Consider the following 15,099-nt stretch of genomic DNA (forward strand, 5'->3'; position numbering starts at 1 on the left):
AGCTCACGCTCCGTGAGTTGCGGCGGTGGCAGGGGTGAGGACGGGTTCGATAGCGAAGGCGAACGTTCACGGGCTGACGCCGTCAAGATGCCCGGCAGCAATATCGATTCCGGATAAATCAAGCCGGGCTGACCGGCTCTGTCACACCACGCAGAACCGCGGGTGCTCACCCGTGCTGCAACGTTTGCTGAACCAGCGAAAGCAGCCAGAGTACAAGCCAGATTCGCGCAAGATACATCCACAGACGATGCCTCACATTCGGAGCACAAATCCAGGCAGTGCGTATCCACGCGGCGATCAATACGAGTTGCGCACAGAGCAGCGGTACCAAGTAGATCTTCGGCGTCGACAGATCAACCATGTGCCGGACACAGACGTTGATCAGAAACACGGCCACTCTGGTGGGAATACCGAGTCCCCACCAGACTTTCCAGAGAGGCTCATTTCCGGCCCATGCATTTTTCAGCATTGATATCTCCACGATCGGCAACGGATGGCCCACCCCGCGGCTGCCTCTTGCATCGCACCGGCTAACGAATTGCGACCCACTGCGCCAGATGCCCGACAGGGGGCTTCCGCAAATGGCTCTTTGCTTTTACATGTCTTGCTCAGAATTGCGCCGTAAGCTGAAACCCAAGTGTTACGCGTGCGGTCTCGAATCCGGAAGGCTTGTACACCGGGGTGCCTGCAAAGAGATCGTAGGCATATGCGCCGTAGCGCGTCGCGACGCTGCCCTTCACGCCGATCACTGCTCCGGCGAGTTGCGTGCCGACCAAGGCGACCGGTTCCGGTCCCCATACGCGGCCGTAGTCGAGACCGGCATAGGCCGCGAGCCCGGTCTGTGCGATCGGGACCTGCAACTCATTGCGCCAGTAGAACCCGCGTGATGCTGCCAGCAGCGTTTCGCCGTCGAAGCCTCGCACGGTGTAGCGGCTGCCGATCGTTACACTATCTAGGTACGACACCGTGTTGCCTGTGTACTGACCATGAAAGGTCGTCACGTATTTGAACGGCTGCGTACCGATGACGAACGGTGTCGACAGATTCGCATCGAGCACGACCATCTTGAATCTGTAAGTCTGTCCACCCTCCGCCGCAAACATGCTGTCGGTTGAGCCAAGCCATCCGAGCCCTTGGCGATAGGCGAGCGAACCGTCGAACTGCGACGAGCCGAAATAGTGCCGGTCGTTCAGCCCGAATTCGAGAAAGGTCGCGTTCTGGTGCGACGACGGTATCGTCGTGCCTTCGATGTAGCTGTCGCCGAAACGGCGAATCAGCCGAACCTGTGCACCGAACACATCGTTCCGGCTGCGCGTCAACACGCGATTGAGCCTGAAGTCGACCGTCTTCATGTTCCCGCTGGCAACGAACATCTGATTCACGGCCGCGAGCGGTTGAAAGTACGTGCTGGTATAGGCCGATAGCGTACCGGTCCAGTAACCCCAAGGAACCGAGTAGAACGCGTTCCAGCCGTGCGAACCGAAGCGCTTGTCGCCAAATTCCAGGTCCTGGTTGAAACCGACGTTGAAGATGTCGTTCAGGCCCAGCGGGTTATCGATGCCAAGCGATACGTTGCCTTGCAGTTTGCCGGTCGCGCGCGTGCCGGAGTTGTCGATGGACGCCACGACGGTCCATGGTTTGCCGCGCTTCACGTCGAGGACGACGTCGCTTTCGCCCGGCATGTCGCCCGGTGCGATCCGCATCGACACATCCTGACTTGAAACGCGCTTCATCTGCTCGAGCCCTTGCTCGATGTCGCGCAGGTTCAACACGTCGCCGTCGCGGGTCGGGAAAGCGGTCTTCCACGTTCCGCGTAACTTCTCGTCCTCGAAATGCACGTGGCGGATCACGCCCGGAATCAGGGCAAGCTTCAATGTGCCGGTGGACAAATCCTGCTCTGGAACGAGTACGCGGGTCGTGATGTAGCCGCGTGCGAGGATGGCTTGTGATAGTCCTTTTACGATCAGGTCGACGCCTTGCTTGCCGACGCATTGGCCGGCGTAGTGCGCGAGCCAGTCGCGTGCGAAAGCGAAGCGATCCATCGGCAAGGTTGATGCGCCTTGCGCCTTTGACGCGGCCGGTAACGAGTCGGGCACGTCGAGCGCGAAACGATCGATTCGAAAGCATGGTGTTTCAGTCGGCAATACCGGATAGGCTTCCGGGCGTGGTAAGTCCGAACGCACGCCCGGTGCTTGCACCGTGGCGTCGCGCTGCTGGGCGTCACGGCGCTGTTGAACCTGCTGATTCTGCTCGGCATCGGCACGGGCAGCAGCGGTCTGGTCGTTCAGCGTCGGAGGCTGCTGCGCCTGAGCGGACAGCGTAATCAAGACGATGATTGGCAAGACCGCGACCCGCATCGGCATAGTCATTTTTATTCGGACCAGAAAATATTGCTGCTCAAACACTGATGGTGGTGGGCATGCCCGCTCTCGTTATTCCGAAATTCCCAAATTTGATGGGAGGTCCGTTACGAAGCTCGACCGCGAACCGTATTGCGACGCCAATTCTCGAATACTTTTTCGACAAAGATACCCTTTCACAATTCGACATCTTTTGCAACTCGCCACTGATTTGCTCCAGTAACTCTATGGATGCATCCGGATCGACGGCGATCTCACTAGAGCATTCCAAAAACATCGAAACGCCAACAATTATTCTTGCAAAGTGCTCATTTTTCATTTGACGGGACAACCTTCCATGCAATTCCGGCTATTCCAATGATATGAAACATTTCTTTTATCCCGTGCAAATTATTTCTCATATCGCACGCTCCGTCGCCTAGCAGGTCCATCTTTGCGTAGCCACCCGCGACTGACGACCAGCTTGATCGCAAGCTTTATCCGCTTTAATAGCAGGGTTTTAGATCAATCATCACGTTGCCATCGACGCCATCGGATTTTACGAAGCAAGCCAATCCATCAAGCCAAGCTCCTTTCAGCGCAGGCGCAAACCCGACCAGATCTCTGGATCGGATCCCGTACCAGTGACTGAATCATTGTAAGCGCGCGCCGTTAATTCCACCGTAACGTTCTCGTTTACCCAGCTACCTTCCACTCCCGGCGCTATTTTTAACTTACAACCATCCCACTTAAAAAATCTCAATGATAAGTCCCGCCAGACGTCCAGCCACCCAAAATTCTTTGCAAGAATTGATTCTCCGAAGAAGAAATCACTCGATCATGAAATCTTACCTCGATCTTGCCCGCAACATATTTAACAATTGCACCAGATGGCAAGGCCAAAAATGGGACGACCATTGGAGAATTCACCGCCACCTCAAACAGGGAGGAGAATTTGCCCTCGCCGCCATTATTGCCTCGCTCAACAAAAAACCAACCTGAATCACCTTTCTGCGGCGAATCCCGGTTTATAAAAAATTCTCGACGCGATCCAAACCCGGGAGAAACAATTCCCCTTTCCAATAATGATGGGAAGCTCGGCTCAACATTCATCTGAGCGCACATCTCTCTTTGCAAATACAAATCCCTGAAAGTTTTATCTATCGAAAACACCCAATTTATTGGCATACGACGAAAATCTGGCTCCCACAACTCCAAATCGCCATGACCACTTCCTTTTAACATCAATATCATCCAGCCAAACTGGATAGTCTGACCAGCATTGAACGTCACCCCCTTCTGGATCTCGCCCTCAAAATACTCAAACAGATCATTTATCATGAACTCAAAATCGCCATCCAGCGACGCCACAAAATTTGGATGACCATACCTTTTGTCAAAATTCGATCTAAAAATCATGGCAATCACTTTGGAGGATTTAGAAATGACTTAATCTTATTGTCGATATAGTTCCGAATCACCTCGGCTCGCTCGGAACTGCTCAGTATGTATGCAGGGTCCAGCGGTTGACCTTTGTACGTCGTCCACTCTCCCGGCATCTTAGCTCCCTTTGACGAATTGAAGGTCGCGGGGAGACCTTCTGTATTCACCGGGTCGTTGAGAACAGAACTTTGTTGCTCCAAGGTAAGCTGATCGAACCCCGGTCGCTGCTTGATCCATTTTTGCGGAACAACATGATCGGCTGCCAGAGTACCTTCAGCAGGTACTGTTTCGCCCGTAAGCGGATTGGTGTATGTCCCAGTCGCATTTGCGTTTTCACGCATTGCGGCATTCGGAGAGGTGACTGAGCTTTGCTGCTTCCCACCGCTACTTTCAGCTGATGAAGCCCCTCCACCATTGTTCGACAGAATAGCATTCGAGGGCGGAGTGCGATCAGTTGCACCGAGCGCGGCGTTTGCGGCTTGACTCGTGATCGAATCGACCATTGCCATCCCGGGACCGGCCAGCGGAGGCTCGCCGCCCTTCGAACCCAGGACTGTGTTAACCCCGTTCGCTACGCCCTGTGCGATCAGCTTGTCGGGAGATTGCGAAATCTTATCCTGGGCGTCACGCTTCATCAGCGTGCCGAATTGGCTCGCGGCTGAATCGACTGCGGTGCCGATCGCATCACTGACCGGATTTCGGAGTCCGGCCAAGGAGCCCAATGTGCCGAAGGTCGTCGCTAATGCTTGATTAATCAGCCCCTGAATCCCGGCAGCTTTGGCTTGCGCGTCCTTGTTACCTGAGTCGTTACCGGCATTGTAAAGCTGCACATTCGACGCCATCGCCGCGCCCGCGCTACCGCCAATCAGTGCGCCACCAACCGTCGCCGCGACGTTCGCGGCAATATTGCCGACGAGCGACGAGCCGGTCGTATCGCCGACCGATTTACTGATCTTCTCGGCCTGGTTCGCCAGCAGTGACGACATGCCGGCTCCCGCTGCCCCGCCAATCGCCGTGAGCGCGCTGCCGCCGCCGAGCCCGCCGATCAGCGCACCGCCGCCCATCTGCAGTTCCGCGCGCGACGCACCGCCTTCCATCCAGCCCTTGGCCTCGTTCAACGCCGCCTGTGCGCCCGCCAAATCGCCAGCCTTGTAGGCTTTGTCTGCCGCCTCCAATGCTGCGTCGCGCTTGTGGTCGGCATACAAACCAATCGCCTGCGAAACCGTCTGCCCTGCCGCCTGCGCCGCATTCATCGTATCGGCCTGCTGCGACAGCATCTTTTGTACATCGGGCGTCTTCGAAACCGTCCCGTTCAGATCCGTCGCATCGCGGTTCAGGTTCGCGAGATCCTGCGTCTGCTCGCCCGGCTTCGTGATATTGATCGTACCTGCGCTCACCGCGCTCTTCGTCGTCGCGCTCTGATCCCCACTGTCGTTCTGGAACACCATCGGTGTAACGCCGCCCGAGCCCGATACCGACGAGGGGCCAACTGCCTTGTTGCTCGGCCCGACCGATGCGCCGGCGCTGAAGCCCGCACTGTTCGCGCTGTAGTGCGAGTGGTTTTCGATGTCGCTCGTCGTGAGCGTGCCAGTCGTCAGGCTGTTCTTCGACGGATCGGCCGTGCTGCCGATATACGCGCCTTTCAGGTCGGTGTTGCCCTTCACGGTCACGTCGAACCCGCCCGCACCGGCCTGGATGCCGGCCTGTTCGTTCACGCCAGCATAGTTGCCGTCCGCGTGACCGTTCTGCGCACTGAAGCTCCCACCGACACCGCCCGCCTGACTGATCGAGAAGCCGCCACCCGCGCTCGACTGATGCGCGGCGCTCACGGTCGTATCCTGCACGCTCGCCACGTTCAGGTTGCCGCCCACGTCGGCCACGACCTTGTTCGCGTTGACGTTTGCGCCGATCACGTTCGTGTCGCCGCCGCTTACGATGGTCGCGGTCTGGCTCGCGTTGATGTGCGTGTTGTTCTGGATCGCCGCATCAGAATTCCCGTCGCCATGCGCGCGCTGCATCGACGCGGACACGCCGACGCCGTTCGTGCCAATCGACACGCCAACGCTCGACCCAGACGATGAGTTCGAACTTTGCGTCTTGTCCGTGTCGGTCGTGTTGACGAGATTGACCTGGTTGTTCGCGATCAGCGCAACATTGGCGGCGTTCACGTTCGAACCCGCGATCGTGATGTTGCCGTCCTTCGGCGTGCCGTTGCCCGTTGCGATCAACTTTGCGTTCCCGCCCGCATTGATGCTGGAACCTCGCTGAATCGCCTGATCTTCCGACGACTGCATCGAACTATGGCTCGAACCGACACTGACCTGCACACCGATGCTCGGGGCCTGCGTCCCCTTCGCGCCGTCCAGCAGCTTTGCGGCACCCATACCGCCGAATGCCACGTCGCCGGCCGCCGCGATGCTATGCAGCGCCGATGCGCGGCCGTTGCTGTCCTTCGCCGATTCTCGCGCGGCCTGCGTCTCGCTGATCGCATTGTTGATCGCATCACCCACCGAGCCCGACAGGCCGACCGTCAGTCCGCTCTTGCTCGTCTGCTGCTGCTGCGCCTGGTGCGAGGTATCGGTTGCCGAATCGATGACGATGTTCGCCGCCGTGCCGGTCACATCCTTTCCTGCCACAAGATCGCTGCCCTTCACGTGCAGCGTATTGCCCGCGTTGACGGACAAATTACCGTCGACCGAGCCGACCGTGCTGGCGTTGTTCGTGACGCTCGACGATTGATTCTGCTGTGCGAGCTTGCTGTTGCCCACCGAGAAAGACAGGCCGCCGCCCGACATCAAGCCCGAATGCTGTTCCTGATAGGTGGTCGATGATTGGCTGGTGTCCTGCGACGTCGTGATGTTCACGTCGTGCGCCGCGTTCAGCGCCACATCGTGCGTACCGACGACCGTACTACCCTGAACATTGATGTCCTTGCCGCTGCCGATCGACACGCCGTCCGCCGAAATCAGGCTGCCGTTCGCGATCGTCGAGGTTGCATCCTGCGAGCTGGCGATTTTCGTGCCACTCACGACGCCGCTGCGACTGTGCGTCTCGCGCGAGTTGTACACATGCGTTTCAGTAGCCGCACCGACATTCACGTCGCCGGCCGCCAGCAGATTCGCATCGCCTTTCTTCAGGTCGATCGTACTGCCGATGACATTGATGTCCTTGCCCGACACCACATTGAGCGTATCGCCGCCCTTGACGGTCGTGCCTGTCAGCGCCTGATCCGACCCGTGTCGGGTTTCCGCATAGCTGCGATTCCCTTGGTCGCCCGAGCTGTTGGCGTTGATCGTCGACGTGACACTCGCCGCACCGAAGGTCACGTTGCCCTTGGCCGCGATCGTGCCGCCCTGGCCGAAGTCGAGCTGTGCACCCTGTGCCGTCAGGTCACCGCCCACACCGATGGCCGACTTGCCGCCAACGTTCACGGTGCTGCCGGTCGCGCTGTTGAGGTCCGTATCCGACACGCCGTTCGCGCGCTGCACGATCTTGTGCTCGCCGGTCTGCTGCGCGCCGAGATTCCAGTTCCCGCCGATATTGGCGTTCAGATTCCCGCCGACGTTCAGGTTGCCCGCGTTCTGCTGGAAGTCGCCGCCGGTCTTGATCGACGCGTCGCCTGCCACGTTCAGGTTCGCGGCAGGCCCGAGCGTCGTCTTGTCACTCGTCGCGCCGTCGCGGCTGACCTGGTGCGTCGTCTGCGTCGCGGTATTCAGAATCAGCTTGTTACCTGCGTTCAGGTCAAGGCTACCGGCCTTCACGTTGGCCGACGTGAGGTCCACGTTGCCCGTCGTATCGAGCGACATCAGCCCACCGCTTTGCAGCGCACCGAACGCGTTGTCGATCTGCTTGCCCTGAAGCGCGAGCGTCGTGTCCGCCTTCACGGTGCCGCTGTTCGTGAAGACCTGCGTGTTCTTCAAATCGATATTGCCGGCCGTGATCAACGGACCGTTCGCGTTCTGCCGATCGGCCTTCGCCAGATAGACGACCGGTACCAATACCTGCTGGCCGCCGACCGTCTCGGTCTGCATGATGATCACGTTGGTCGTGAGTGCGGCCACCTGCTGCGCCGACAGGCTCATGCCGAGCGGCAGGTTCAGCGACTTCGACAATTCGGCGCCCGCGAGCATCAGCGACTGATACATGCCTTGCAGGTCCGTATACGGCCCCAGTACCGCCTTGCCCGTCAGTTGCGTGACCTGGTTACGCACGAGCTGCTGCTCGTAGAACCCGTCACCGAGACGCTTTTCGGTCGTCAGCGGATTGACGCCAATCTGCCGAAGGTAGTAATCGCTCGACAGGAAATTGTTCATCCGCGTGAACGCAGGGTTCGTCTCGATGAGATAGGTCGGGTTCGGGGCAGGATTCGGCCGGTACAGCCCGCCTTGCGGAATCGTCAGGTTGTTCAACACGTTCACGGCGGTCGCGCTCGCGATCACCGGATCGACCCAGGTCGGCGTACCGCCCTTGATCGCGGCGGCTCCCGATTGCGTGCCGCTCGCATTGCCGCTCACCGTGCCGATCGTCAACCCCGGCACGGCCTGACCGGGCAGCAGGCCGAGCGACGGAATGGTCGCATTGGCCGCCGTGTTGTTCACGCTCACGCCGTTGCCCGAGATCGTGCCGTTTGCGCCCCACGTCGAACGATAGTTGGGCAAGCTGTATTGCCGCACGTCGGCCGGCGCTGCCTGCGTGTAGCCGCCCGGCCCGCCGACGAATGGCTTGTCGCCGAACGGCAAGGTCCAGTTGTGTTCGGTGTTGTCGTAGTTGTTGTAGTGGTAGTACCCGGAATACGTGACCGTCACACCCGGCGCCTGCTGGCCCGTTGCGCCCCAGCCGTCCATGTCGAGGCTCGCTGGCTGCTTGATGTTGCCGGCCGCCGTCACGCTGCTCCAGTAGTTCTGGAACGTCTTGACCGTCGACGCGTCGAGATCGCCGCCCGACGCGATCTGCGCGCCCGGGCTCAGCTTCGTCACGGTGTTGGCGACCGCCTTGCCCTCGTAGGTCGTGTACTGATAACCGCTGTTCCACTGGCCGCCGTTCGGCGGTACCGTGAAGACGCCACCCGGCTGCGCCTTGAGCGCGGCGATGATCGGCGCGGGATCGTAACTGGGATCGTTCGGGTCGTGAAAGATGTTGACCCAGTGAACGTCTTGACCGCTACAGGCTGCCATGAAGTAAGCGGCGCACCCTGACATGCTGATGCCGAGCTGTTGCAGCAGTGCGGGATCGACCTGACTCGTGTTGCCCGAAGTCTGCATCACGCGCCGCGTGTTCGTGACCTTGTCGGCGTGCAGCTCCATCGCAGCACCCGATTGGATCGCCGCCGACGCATTGTTGATCAACGCCGCGTTCGTATAGTTGCCGCTCGCATCCTTGCCGCCAGCCAAAGCCACTTTGCCGAGCCCGAAGATCGTCGTGGTCGGCATCGAGTCGCCCAGTGTCGTGTCGTCGCGGTTCTCGATGTCGTGCGCAAGAATTTCCAGCAGGCCCGACGTGTCCGATGCGCCGATCAGCGCGACCGGGCCGAGGTTCGACGCCGTGCCGCTGGCCTGGATGGCGACGCTGCCGCCAACCATCGCGCCATAGTTCGTCAGGTCGCCCGAATGCGTGCTGAGCAGGCTGCCGGCAGTGATCGCGCCCGTGTTGACGATGTTGCCGGCGTTGACTGTCAGATTGCGGACCGATTGCAGATTCGCGCTGTTGGCGAACGTACCCGGCAACGTAAAAGTCAGGTCGCGACCAATATTGAACTGCGTTTGCGGCGTCGTCGCGAAGTCGCCTTGCAGATTGATCGCCGCGTCGCGCGCCGCACTGTACGTGCCGCCGCCGAGCAGCGTGGAAGCCGCTACCGACAGGTCGCGCGTCGAGGTGATCGCCCCGTTGGTATTCGTCACCGCGCCCGACATCGCGACGTTCACGTCGCCCGTGGCATCCGCGACGTTGCCTATTTGCCCGCCGGAGTTGTCGAGGCTATTGCCCTGAACACGGAGGTTCGCGCCCATCAACTGGCCGCCTTGCGTGTTCGAGATCGAAGCCGCACCGATCGTCACGTCGCCCTGGCCGGTCATCTGCCCCATGCCGTCGACACCGCCCGCGTGGCTGTTCACGATCTGGCTGCCGCCTTGCACGTTCATCGCGCCGCTGCCGAAGTCGTGCACCGCGCCGTCGGTGTTGTCGATCGACGCAGCCTGAATCGACAGCGTGCTCGTGTCGCCCGCCGTGCCAGCCTCGATGTGCCCTTGCCGGTTCGATAGCGCACCGTTGCTGATGATCGACAGCGCCGCGTTCGAGCGCATCAGGCCCTGAGCGTTGTTCATTGCCCCTGCGATCATGGCTGACAGACCCAATTTCGCTGCAATGACGCCGCTACCATTGTCCAGACTGCCGGCCTTCACGATGGCCTGCCCGTTGGTGCCGATCGTGCCGCCGATATTTTGCAGGGCTCCCGCACCGTTGCCCGGTGCGAGCGTCAGCGTGCCGGTGCCACCATGCGTGATGGTGCCTTTCGAGTTGTCTAGTGCGGCCGGCGCGAGCGTCAGGTCAACGCTGTTGGTCTGGATGACACCGCCATTCGAATTGTCGAGCGTGCCGGAAATGCCGAGCGTGGTCGGCCCGCTCTGCCATTGCGAAATGCGGCCACCCTGGTTTTTCAGATTCGCGGCAGTTAACGAAAGCTGATTGGCTTCGATGTCGCCGTTCTGGCTGTTGTCGATCAAGCCAGCGACGGTTGCTGTCAAAGAGGGGGAAACGATCTTGCCGTCGAGGTTCGACAGCGACGCGCTATGAATCGTTGTCGCTGCCGTCTTCGAACCAAGTTCGCCGCCGTCGTTAATGAGTGCGCCGCCCGCGGTCACGTCGACATCGGCGTTCGACGTGAGTTTGCCGCTCGTATTCGTGATCGAGTCGGCGACATTGACGCTCAGGCCCGTTTGGCCGGACGCCGAACCGGCCGAATTGTCGATCGTCTTGCCTTGCAGGACGGTTCGACCGTTGCTGGCGATGGCGCCCGCCTTATTGCTGACGGTGCCCGACGCGTTGCCGACCGTCAGCGTGCCCGTGCCGACATGTGCGATCGTGCCGCCGTTGTCGTTGATCAGGGTAGCGGGCGTGAGCGACAGGTCCGTGCTGCGCGTCTGGATCAGGCCATCGTTCGAGTTGTCCAGCGTGTCGGTGATCGCGACCGTCATCGGGCCGGTGCCGGTCTGCGTGACCGTCCCGCCGTGGTTCAACAGCGTCGAGCCGTTCAGCGAGACCGTCGCCGCATTGATCGTGCCTTGGGAGTTGTCGAGCGTCGCACCGTTCAACACAGCGCTTTGGCCCTCGACCCGGCCGCCTGCATTCGCAAAATGATTGCCGGCGTCGACGGTGGTGGTCTGTCCGGCATGCAGGATACCGTTGCCGTTGTCGATGCTCTGGCCGATCACGTGCAGGTTCGCGTCGGCCGACATCGAGCCGCTGTTCGTGACCGTGTTGCCCTGTACGGTCACATCCCCCTTGCCGCCGATGACGCCGCCCAGGTCGCCGCTCACGTTCGTGCCGGCAGCGTTCGTGATCGCACCGGTTGCTGTCACCGACAGGCCGTCCGCGTTCAGGGAAATCAGCCGGCCCGCGCCATTGTCGATAGACGTACCAGCAATCGTTTGCTTGCCCGCGCTTTGAATCAACCCGGCATTGTTCTGGATAGCACTCCCGCGAACGTCGGCCGTGCTTTGGGAACTCAGCATGCCGTTTTGGTTCGACACGGCGCCGGCCATCTGCACCGACAGTGGGCCTTGCGAACTGGCGCGGCCGCCCTGGTTCGACAGGTTGCCGCCGCCGAGCGTCATACCCGCGCCGCTGGATAGATTGCCCCGGTCGTTGATGACCGTGCCGCTCGCCTGTGCGTTCACGGCGCCCTTGGTGCTGACGGTCGAGCCGGCCAGATTCACATCGCCCGCCGTCGCGGTCAACGCGAGGTTGCCATTGGCGGCCGTCGCGCTGTTCGACAGATCGACGCCGCTGCCGGCAAAGGTCGCGTTGCCGGCGGCGCTGTTGGTCCCCGTCGCGGTCAACTGGCCGCTGGCCGTGACGCTCAGATCACCACTCGTGCCGATCGTGCTGTCGGCATTGACGCCCGCGCCAAGGGTGCCCGTCGAGTTGAGGTTGCCGACGTTGGCAGTCAGGTTCCGTTGGGCAGTCAACGCACCGCTGTTGGTCAGGTCCGCAGCGCCGGTGTTGACCGTGACCGATTGCTTGCCATACGTGACGCCGCTGTTCTGGATGCCGCCCGAGGCCGACAACGACATGTTGCCGGCCGCATTGGTGTGGCCCGACAGTACAAGGCGGCCGTTTGCTTGCAGCGTCAGATCGCCCGCCTGTGCAGCGATGTCGCCCGCGTTCGCAACGCCGACGCCATTCTCGGAACTCACGAGAAACACCCTGTTCGCGTACATACCACCGAGTTGGCTGACATCGATCGCGATGGTGGGCGCGGGGCCGTTGCCCGCGATCGGCGTAGCGTTCAGGGTGGTGTAGTCGACCTGGTTCGAACCAGCCACCACGTTCAGGCTCTTCGCGTAAGCCTTGGCATTGATCTGTACAGCGCGGGCCAACAAATCCACCTGGTCGACATTGGCCGTGTCGAGCCCCGCGCCGACAACCGAAATCAAGCCCTGGTTGATGTTGAAACCCGTGAGCGCCCCGTCAGGCCCGAAGTTCGGATTGCCGGTTGTCAGCGTGGCTCTGCTCGTATTGATGAAGCCGCCGCCATCGACAACCAAACCGGCCTGATTCGCGATCACGAGTTGCGCGGCTGCGCCTCCAATCTCGACTTTGCCGCGAATAAAGCTCGGGTTGTTGCTGTTGACCTGATTGACGATCAGACGCGCCGCGTCGCCGGCCTGGAAATTCGGGTTACCGCCGATAATGCCGCCCAGTTGAGTCTGGACGTTAATCGGGGAGTTGTTGAGAATAATGCCGGGCTTGGGCACGTCGAACTGGTTATAGGTATTCATCGACACGCCGGACGAGCCTGGGCGGTTGATGTTCACCTGTTGAAGTCCGTTCTGTGTCTGGATCACGGACGGAGCATGCGCACCGCCCGCGACAACCTGGGCATGGGCCCATATCGGCATCACGCCGGCCGCAACCAGTACGGCGAGTGCCACGTGACGAAGCGCGAAGCTGGCGAATGCGTGTGGCGGGTGCATGGCGACACCGACCTCGCCCCGCCTCGCGTTGCCCGATGCACTGGCGGTTTCTTCGACTGCAACCAACATACCGCGCACACGGCTGAATACCAGCCGATAATGTTTTTTATTCATGATCCTGGTCTACTCGCGATTCACCCGATCCGCTCTCACGGACATCGAACATCGCACGAAACCAGATCGATCAGCGTCAACAATTGTCAAGCGTCGTCGATATATGACGAGTATTAGTTTTCCGGGAACCTCTTTCGTATCCGTACCAGCGATCAATACCCCGCCCGACAATCCCGCAGCCCAGGCACCCTATTCGGTCAGCCGCAAAGACGATTGGTATGGGTTACAACAATCCGTTTACTGTTGTTCACTCAACCTCTAAAAACGACCTGTTCGAATTACGAGGGCTCGGTATACCGGCCATATTCGGAATACTTTTAAACCTGTACTGCCACGACGACGGCCAGGGGCGGCCGCTGCGCCGCTGAATGTCCGCACCGGCCCGCCTTCCCCGGGAATCCCCGGAATCCGCGTCCCATACGGCCATGCCGATCTGCTTGGCAGGCTCGTGGTCTAGTCGTGAATTCGGAAGTGGAACGCAGAGACAGGATCCGCCGTTGCGACGCACCGGCGAAGCCCCTGCGGTATCGCCGATGCACGCGCTGTCTGCACGTCACACCACCGGATCGACCACCGTAATCGGCCCCCCACGCGCCTCGATATCGCGCCCGGCAAGCAAACACAGATCCTCGCGATGATGCGCGGCCATCACCTGCACGCCCACCGGCACGCCGTTCGCGAGCGACGTCGTGACGGCCAGCCCGGCAGCCCCATCGCAGGCAGCGCACGCAACGTGAGCTGCGCTTCCCACACGCGGTCGAAGCCGTCCGGCCCTTGCCGGTCGAGATCGTCGGGGAACGGGAGTTCCGACGAAACGGGCAGCAGCAACACCGCATATTCGTCGAGAAACAGCCGCCACTGCCGCGTCAGCGTCGTGCGCCGGACCAGCGCGCGGCTGATCACGTCGGCCGGCAGATCGCGCACCTTGCCGTGCACGGCGGCGATCACCGCGGCCGCGCCCGGATCGCCGTCTTGCTCGACCGCGTTCGCCAGTGCGCCAAACCCATCGCCGAGCCACAGCTGTTCCTGCAACAGCGCGGCCTCGCGCATCGGAGGCGTATCGTCGATCTCGTCGACGGTCCAGCCCGCATCGACCAGCCGGCGCGCGGCATCGCGCAACGCAGCCTCGACTTCGGGCACGACCTCCAGCCCGCGCGGACGCACGCACAGCGCCGCGCGCTTCGGCACCTCGCACCCGTCGAACGGCACCGCGACGTGCCACGGATCGCGCGGGTCCGGCGCGGAGAAAGCACGCAGCGCGAGCGAGAGATCGTCGATCGTGCGCGCGATCGGCCCGGCCGTCGACATCAGTTGCGCGCCGATCGCGCGCTCCGGCGACGACGCGTTGAACGCCGGCACACGGCCGAGCGACGGCCGGATTCCGTGGACGCCGCACGCATAGGCCGGGTAGCGCACCGAGCCGCCGATGTCGGTGCCGAGCGCGAGCGGGCCGATCCCGGCGGCCACGGCCGCCGCCGCGCCGCCGCTCGATCCGCCCGGCGTCAGCGACGGATTGCGCGGATTGCGCGTGCGGCCGTGCACGAGATTCGACGTGAACCAGCGCAATGCGAACGTCGGCGAATTGGTGCGGCCGAGCAGCACCCCGCCGGCTTTCCGAATGTTGGCGACCACCGGGCTGTCGGCGGGCGCGATCAGGTTTTCCTGCAGGCGCGTGCCGTTGGTCGTCGCAAAGCCGGCCTGATCGACGTTGATCTTCACGGTGACGGGTACGCCCGCGAGCGGCCCCGGATCGTCGCCGCGCGCGATTGCGCGATCGACTTCGTCGGCCTGCCGCCGCACGTCGTCGGGGCGGTGTTCGACCACCGCGTTGATCGCCGGATTCACGGCATCGAGACGATCGAGCACGGCGTCCGCCACTTCGCGCGCGGATACGTCGCGCTGCCGCACGCGTTTCGCGAGTTCGGTTGCCGACAGTTGCCAGAGTTGCGTCATGACTTCTCCTTGGTGGAAAGACATCGCCATCACTCGCGCACCGCGCCTCCTCACGAAAG

Annotated in this window: 4 protein-coding genes and 1 pseudogene; all 5 read right to left on the reverse strand. The window is 61.4% G+C overall.

All coding sequences use genetic code 11. The annotated features are described in order from the left end of the window. Positions 1 to 166: 166 nt before the first annotated feature. Entirely contained in the window at positions 167 to 469 is a 303-nt protein-coding gene (locus WT24_RS28420) for a hypothetical protein (protein ID WP_082742315.1), read from the reverse strand. Between the two features lie 139 nt (positions 470 to 608). Next, on the reverse strand, positions 609 to 2,363 hold the full coding sequence (locus tag WT24_RS28425; protein ID WP_373557250.1) for a ShlB/FhaC/HecB family hemolysin secretion/activation protein: 1,755 nt from the start codon (positions 2,361 to 2,363) through the stop codon (positions 609 to 611). Positions 2,364 to 3,098: 735 nt separating this feature from the next. Beyond that, positions 3,099 to 3,758 carry a hypothetical protein gene (locus WT24_RS34730; RefSeq protein ID WP_156441877.1) on the reverse strand — a complete coding sequence of 220 codons (660 nt, stop codon included), beginning with the start codon at positions 3,756 to 3,758 and terminating at the stop codon, positions 3,099 to 3,101. A 5-nt stretch (positions 3,759 to 3,763) separates the two neighbouring features. Continuing rightward, positions 3,764 to 13,087: a hemagglutinin repeat-containing protein gene (locus WT24_RS28430; protein WP_257127575.1), complete on the reverse strand. Its 9,324-nt coding sequence runs from the start codon at positions 13,085 to 13,087 to the stop codon at positions 3,764 to 3,766. Between the two features lie 553 nt (positions 13,088 to 13,640). After that, positions 13,641 to 15,040: pseudogene (locus WT24_RS28435) on the reverse strand (amidase family protein). Between the last annotated feature and the right edge of the window lie 59 nt (positions 15,041 to 15,099).

Source organism: Burkholderia sp. MSMB1078WGS (assembly GCF_001528895.1).
GTDB lineage: Bacteria > Pseudomonadota > Gammaproteobacteria > Burkholderiales > Burkholderiaceae > Burkholderia.

Coding starts and splice junctions, on each gene's coding strand:
- WT24_RS28430 (WP_257127575.1), bottom strand. CDS start 13,087: ATGAATAAAAAACATTATCGGCTGGTATTCAGCCGTGTGCGCGGTATG.
- WT24_RS28425 (WP_373557250.1), bottom strand. CDS start 2,363: ATGCCGATGCGGGTCGCGGTCTTGCCAATCATCGTCTTGATTACGCTG.
- WT24_RS34730 (WP_156441877.1), bottom strand. CDS start 3,758: ATGATTTTTAGATCGAATTTTGACAAAAGGTATGGTCATCCAAATTTT.
- WT24_RS28420 (WP_082742315.1), bottom strand. CDS start 469: ATGCTGAAAAATGCATGGGCCGGAAATGAGCCTCTCTGGAAAGTCTGG.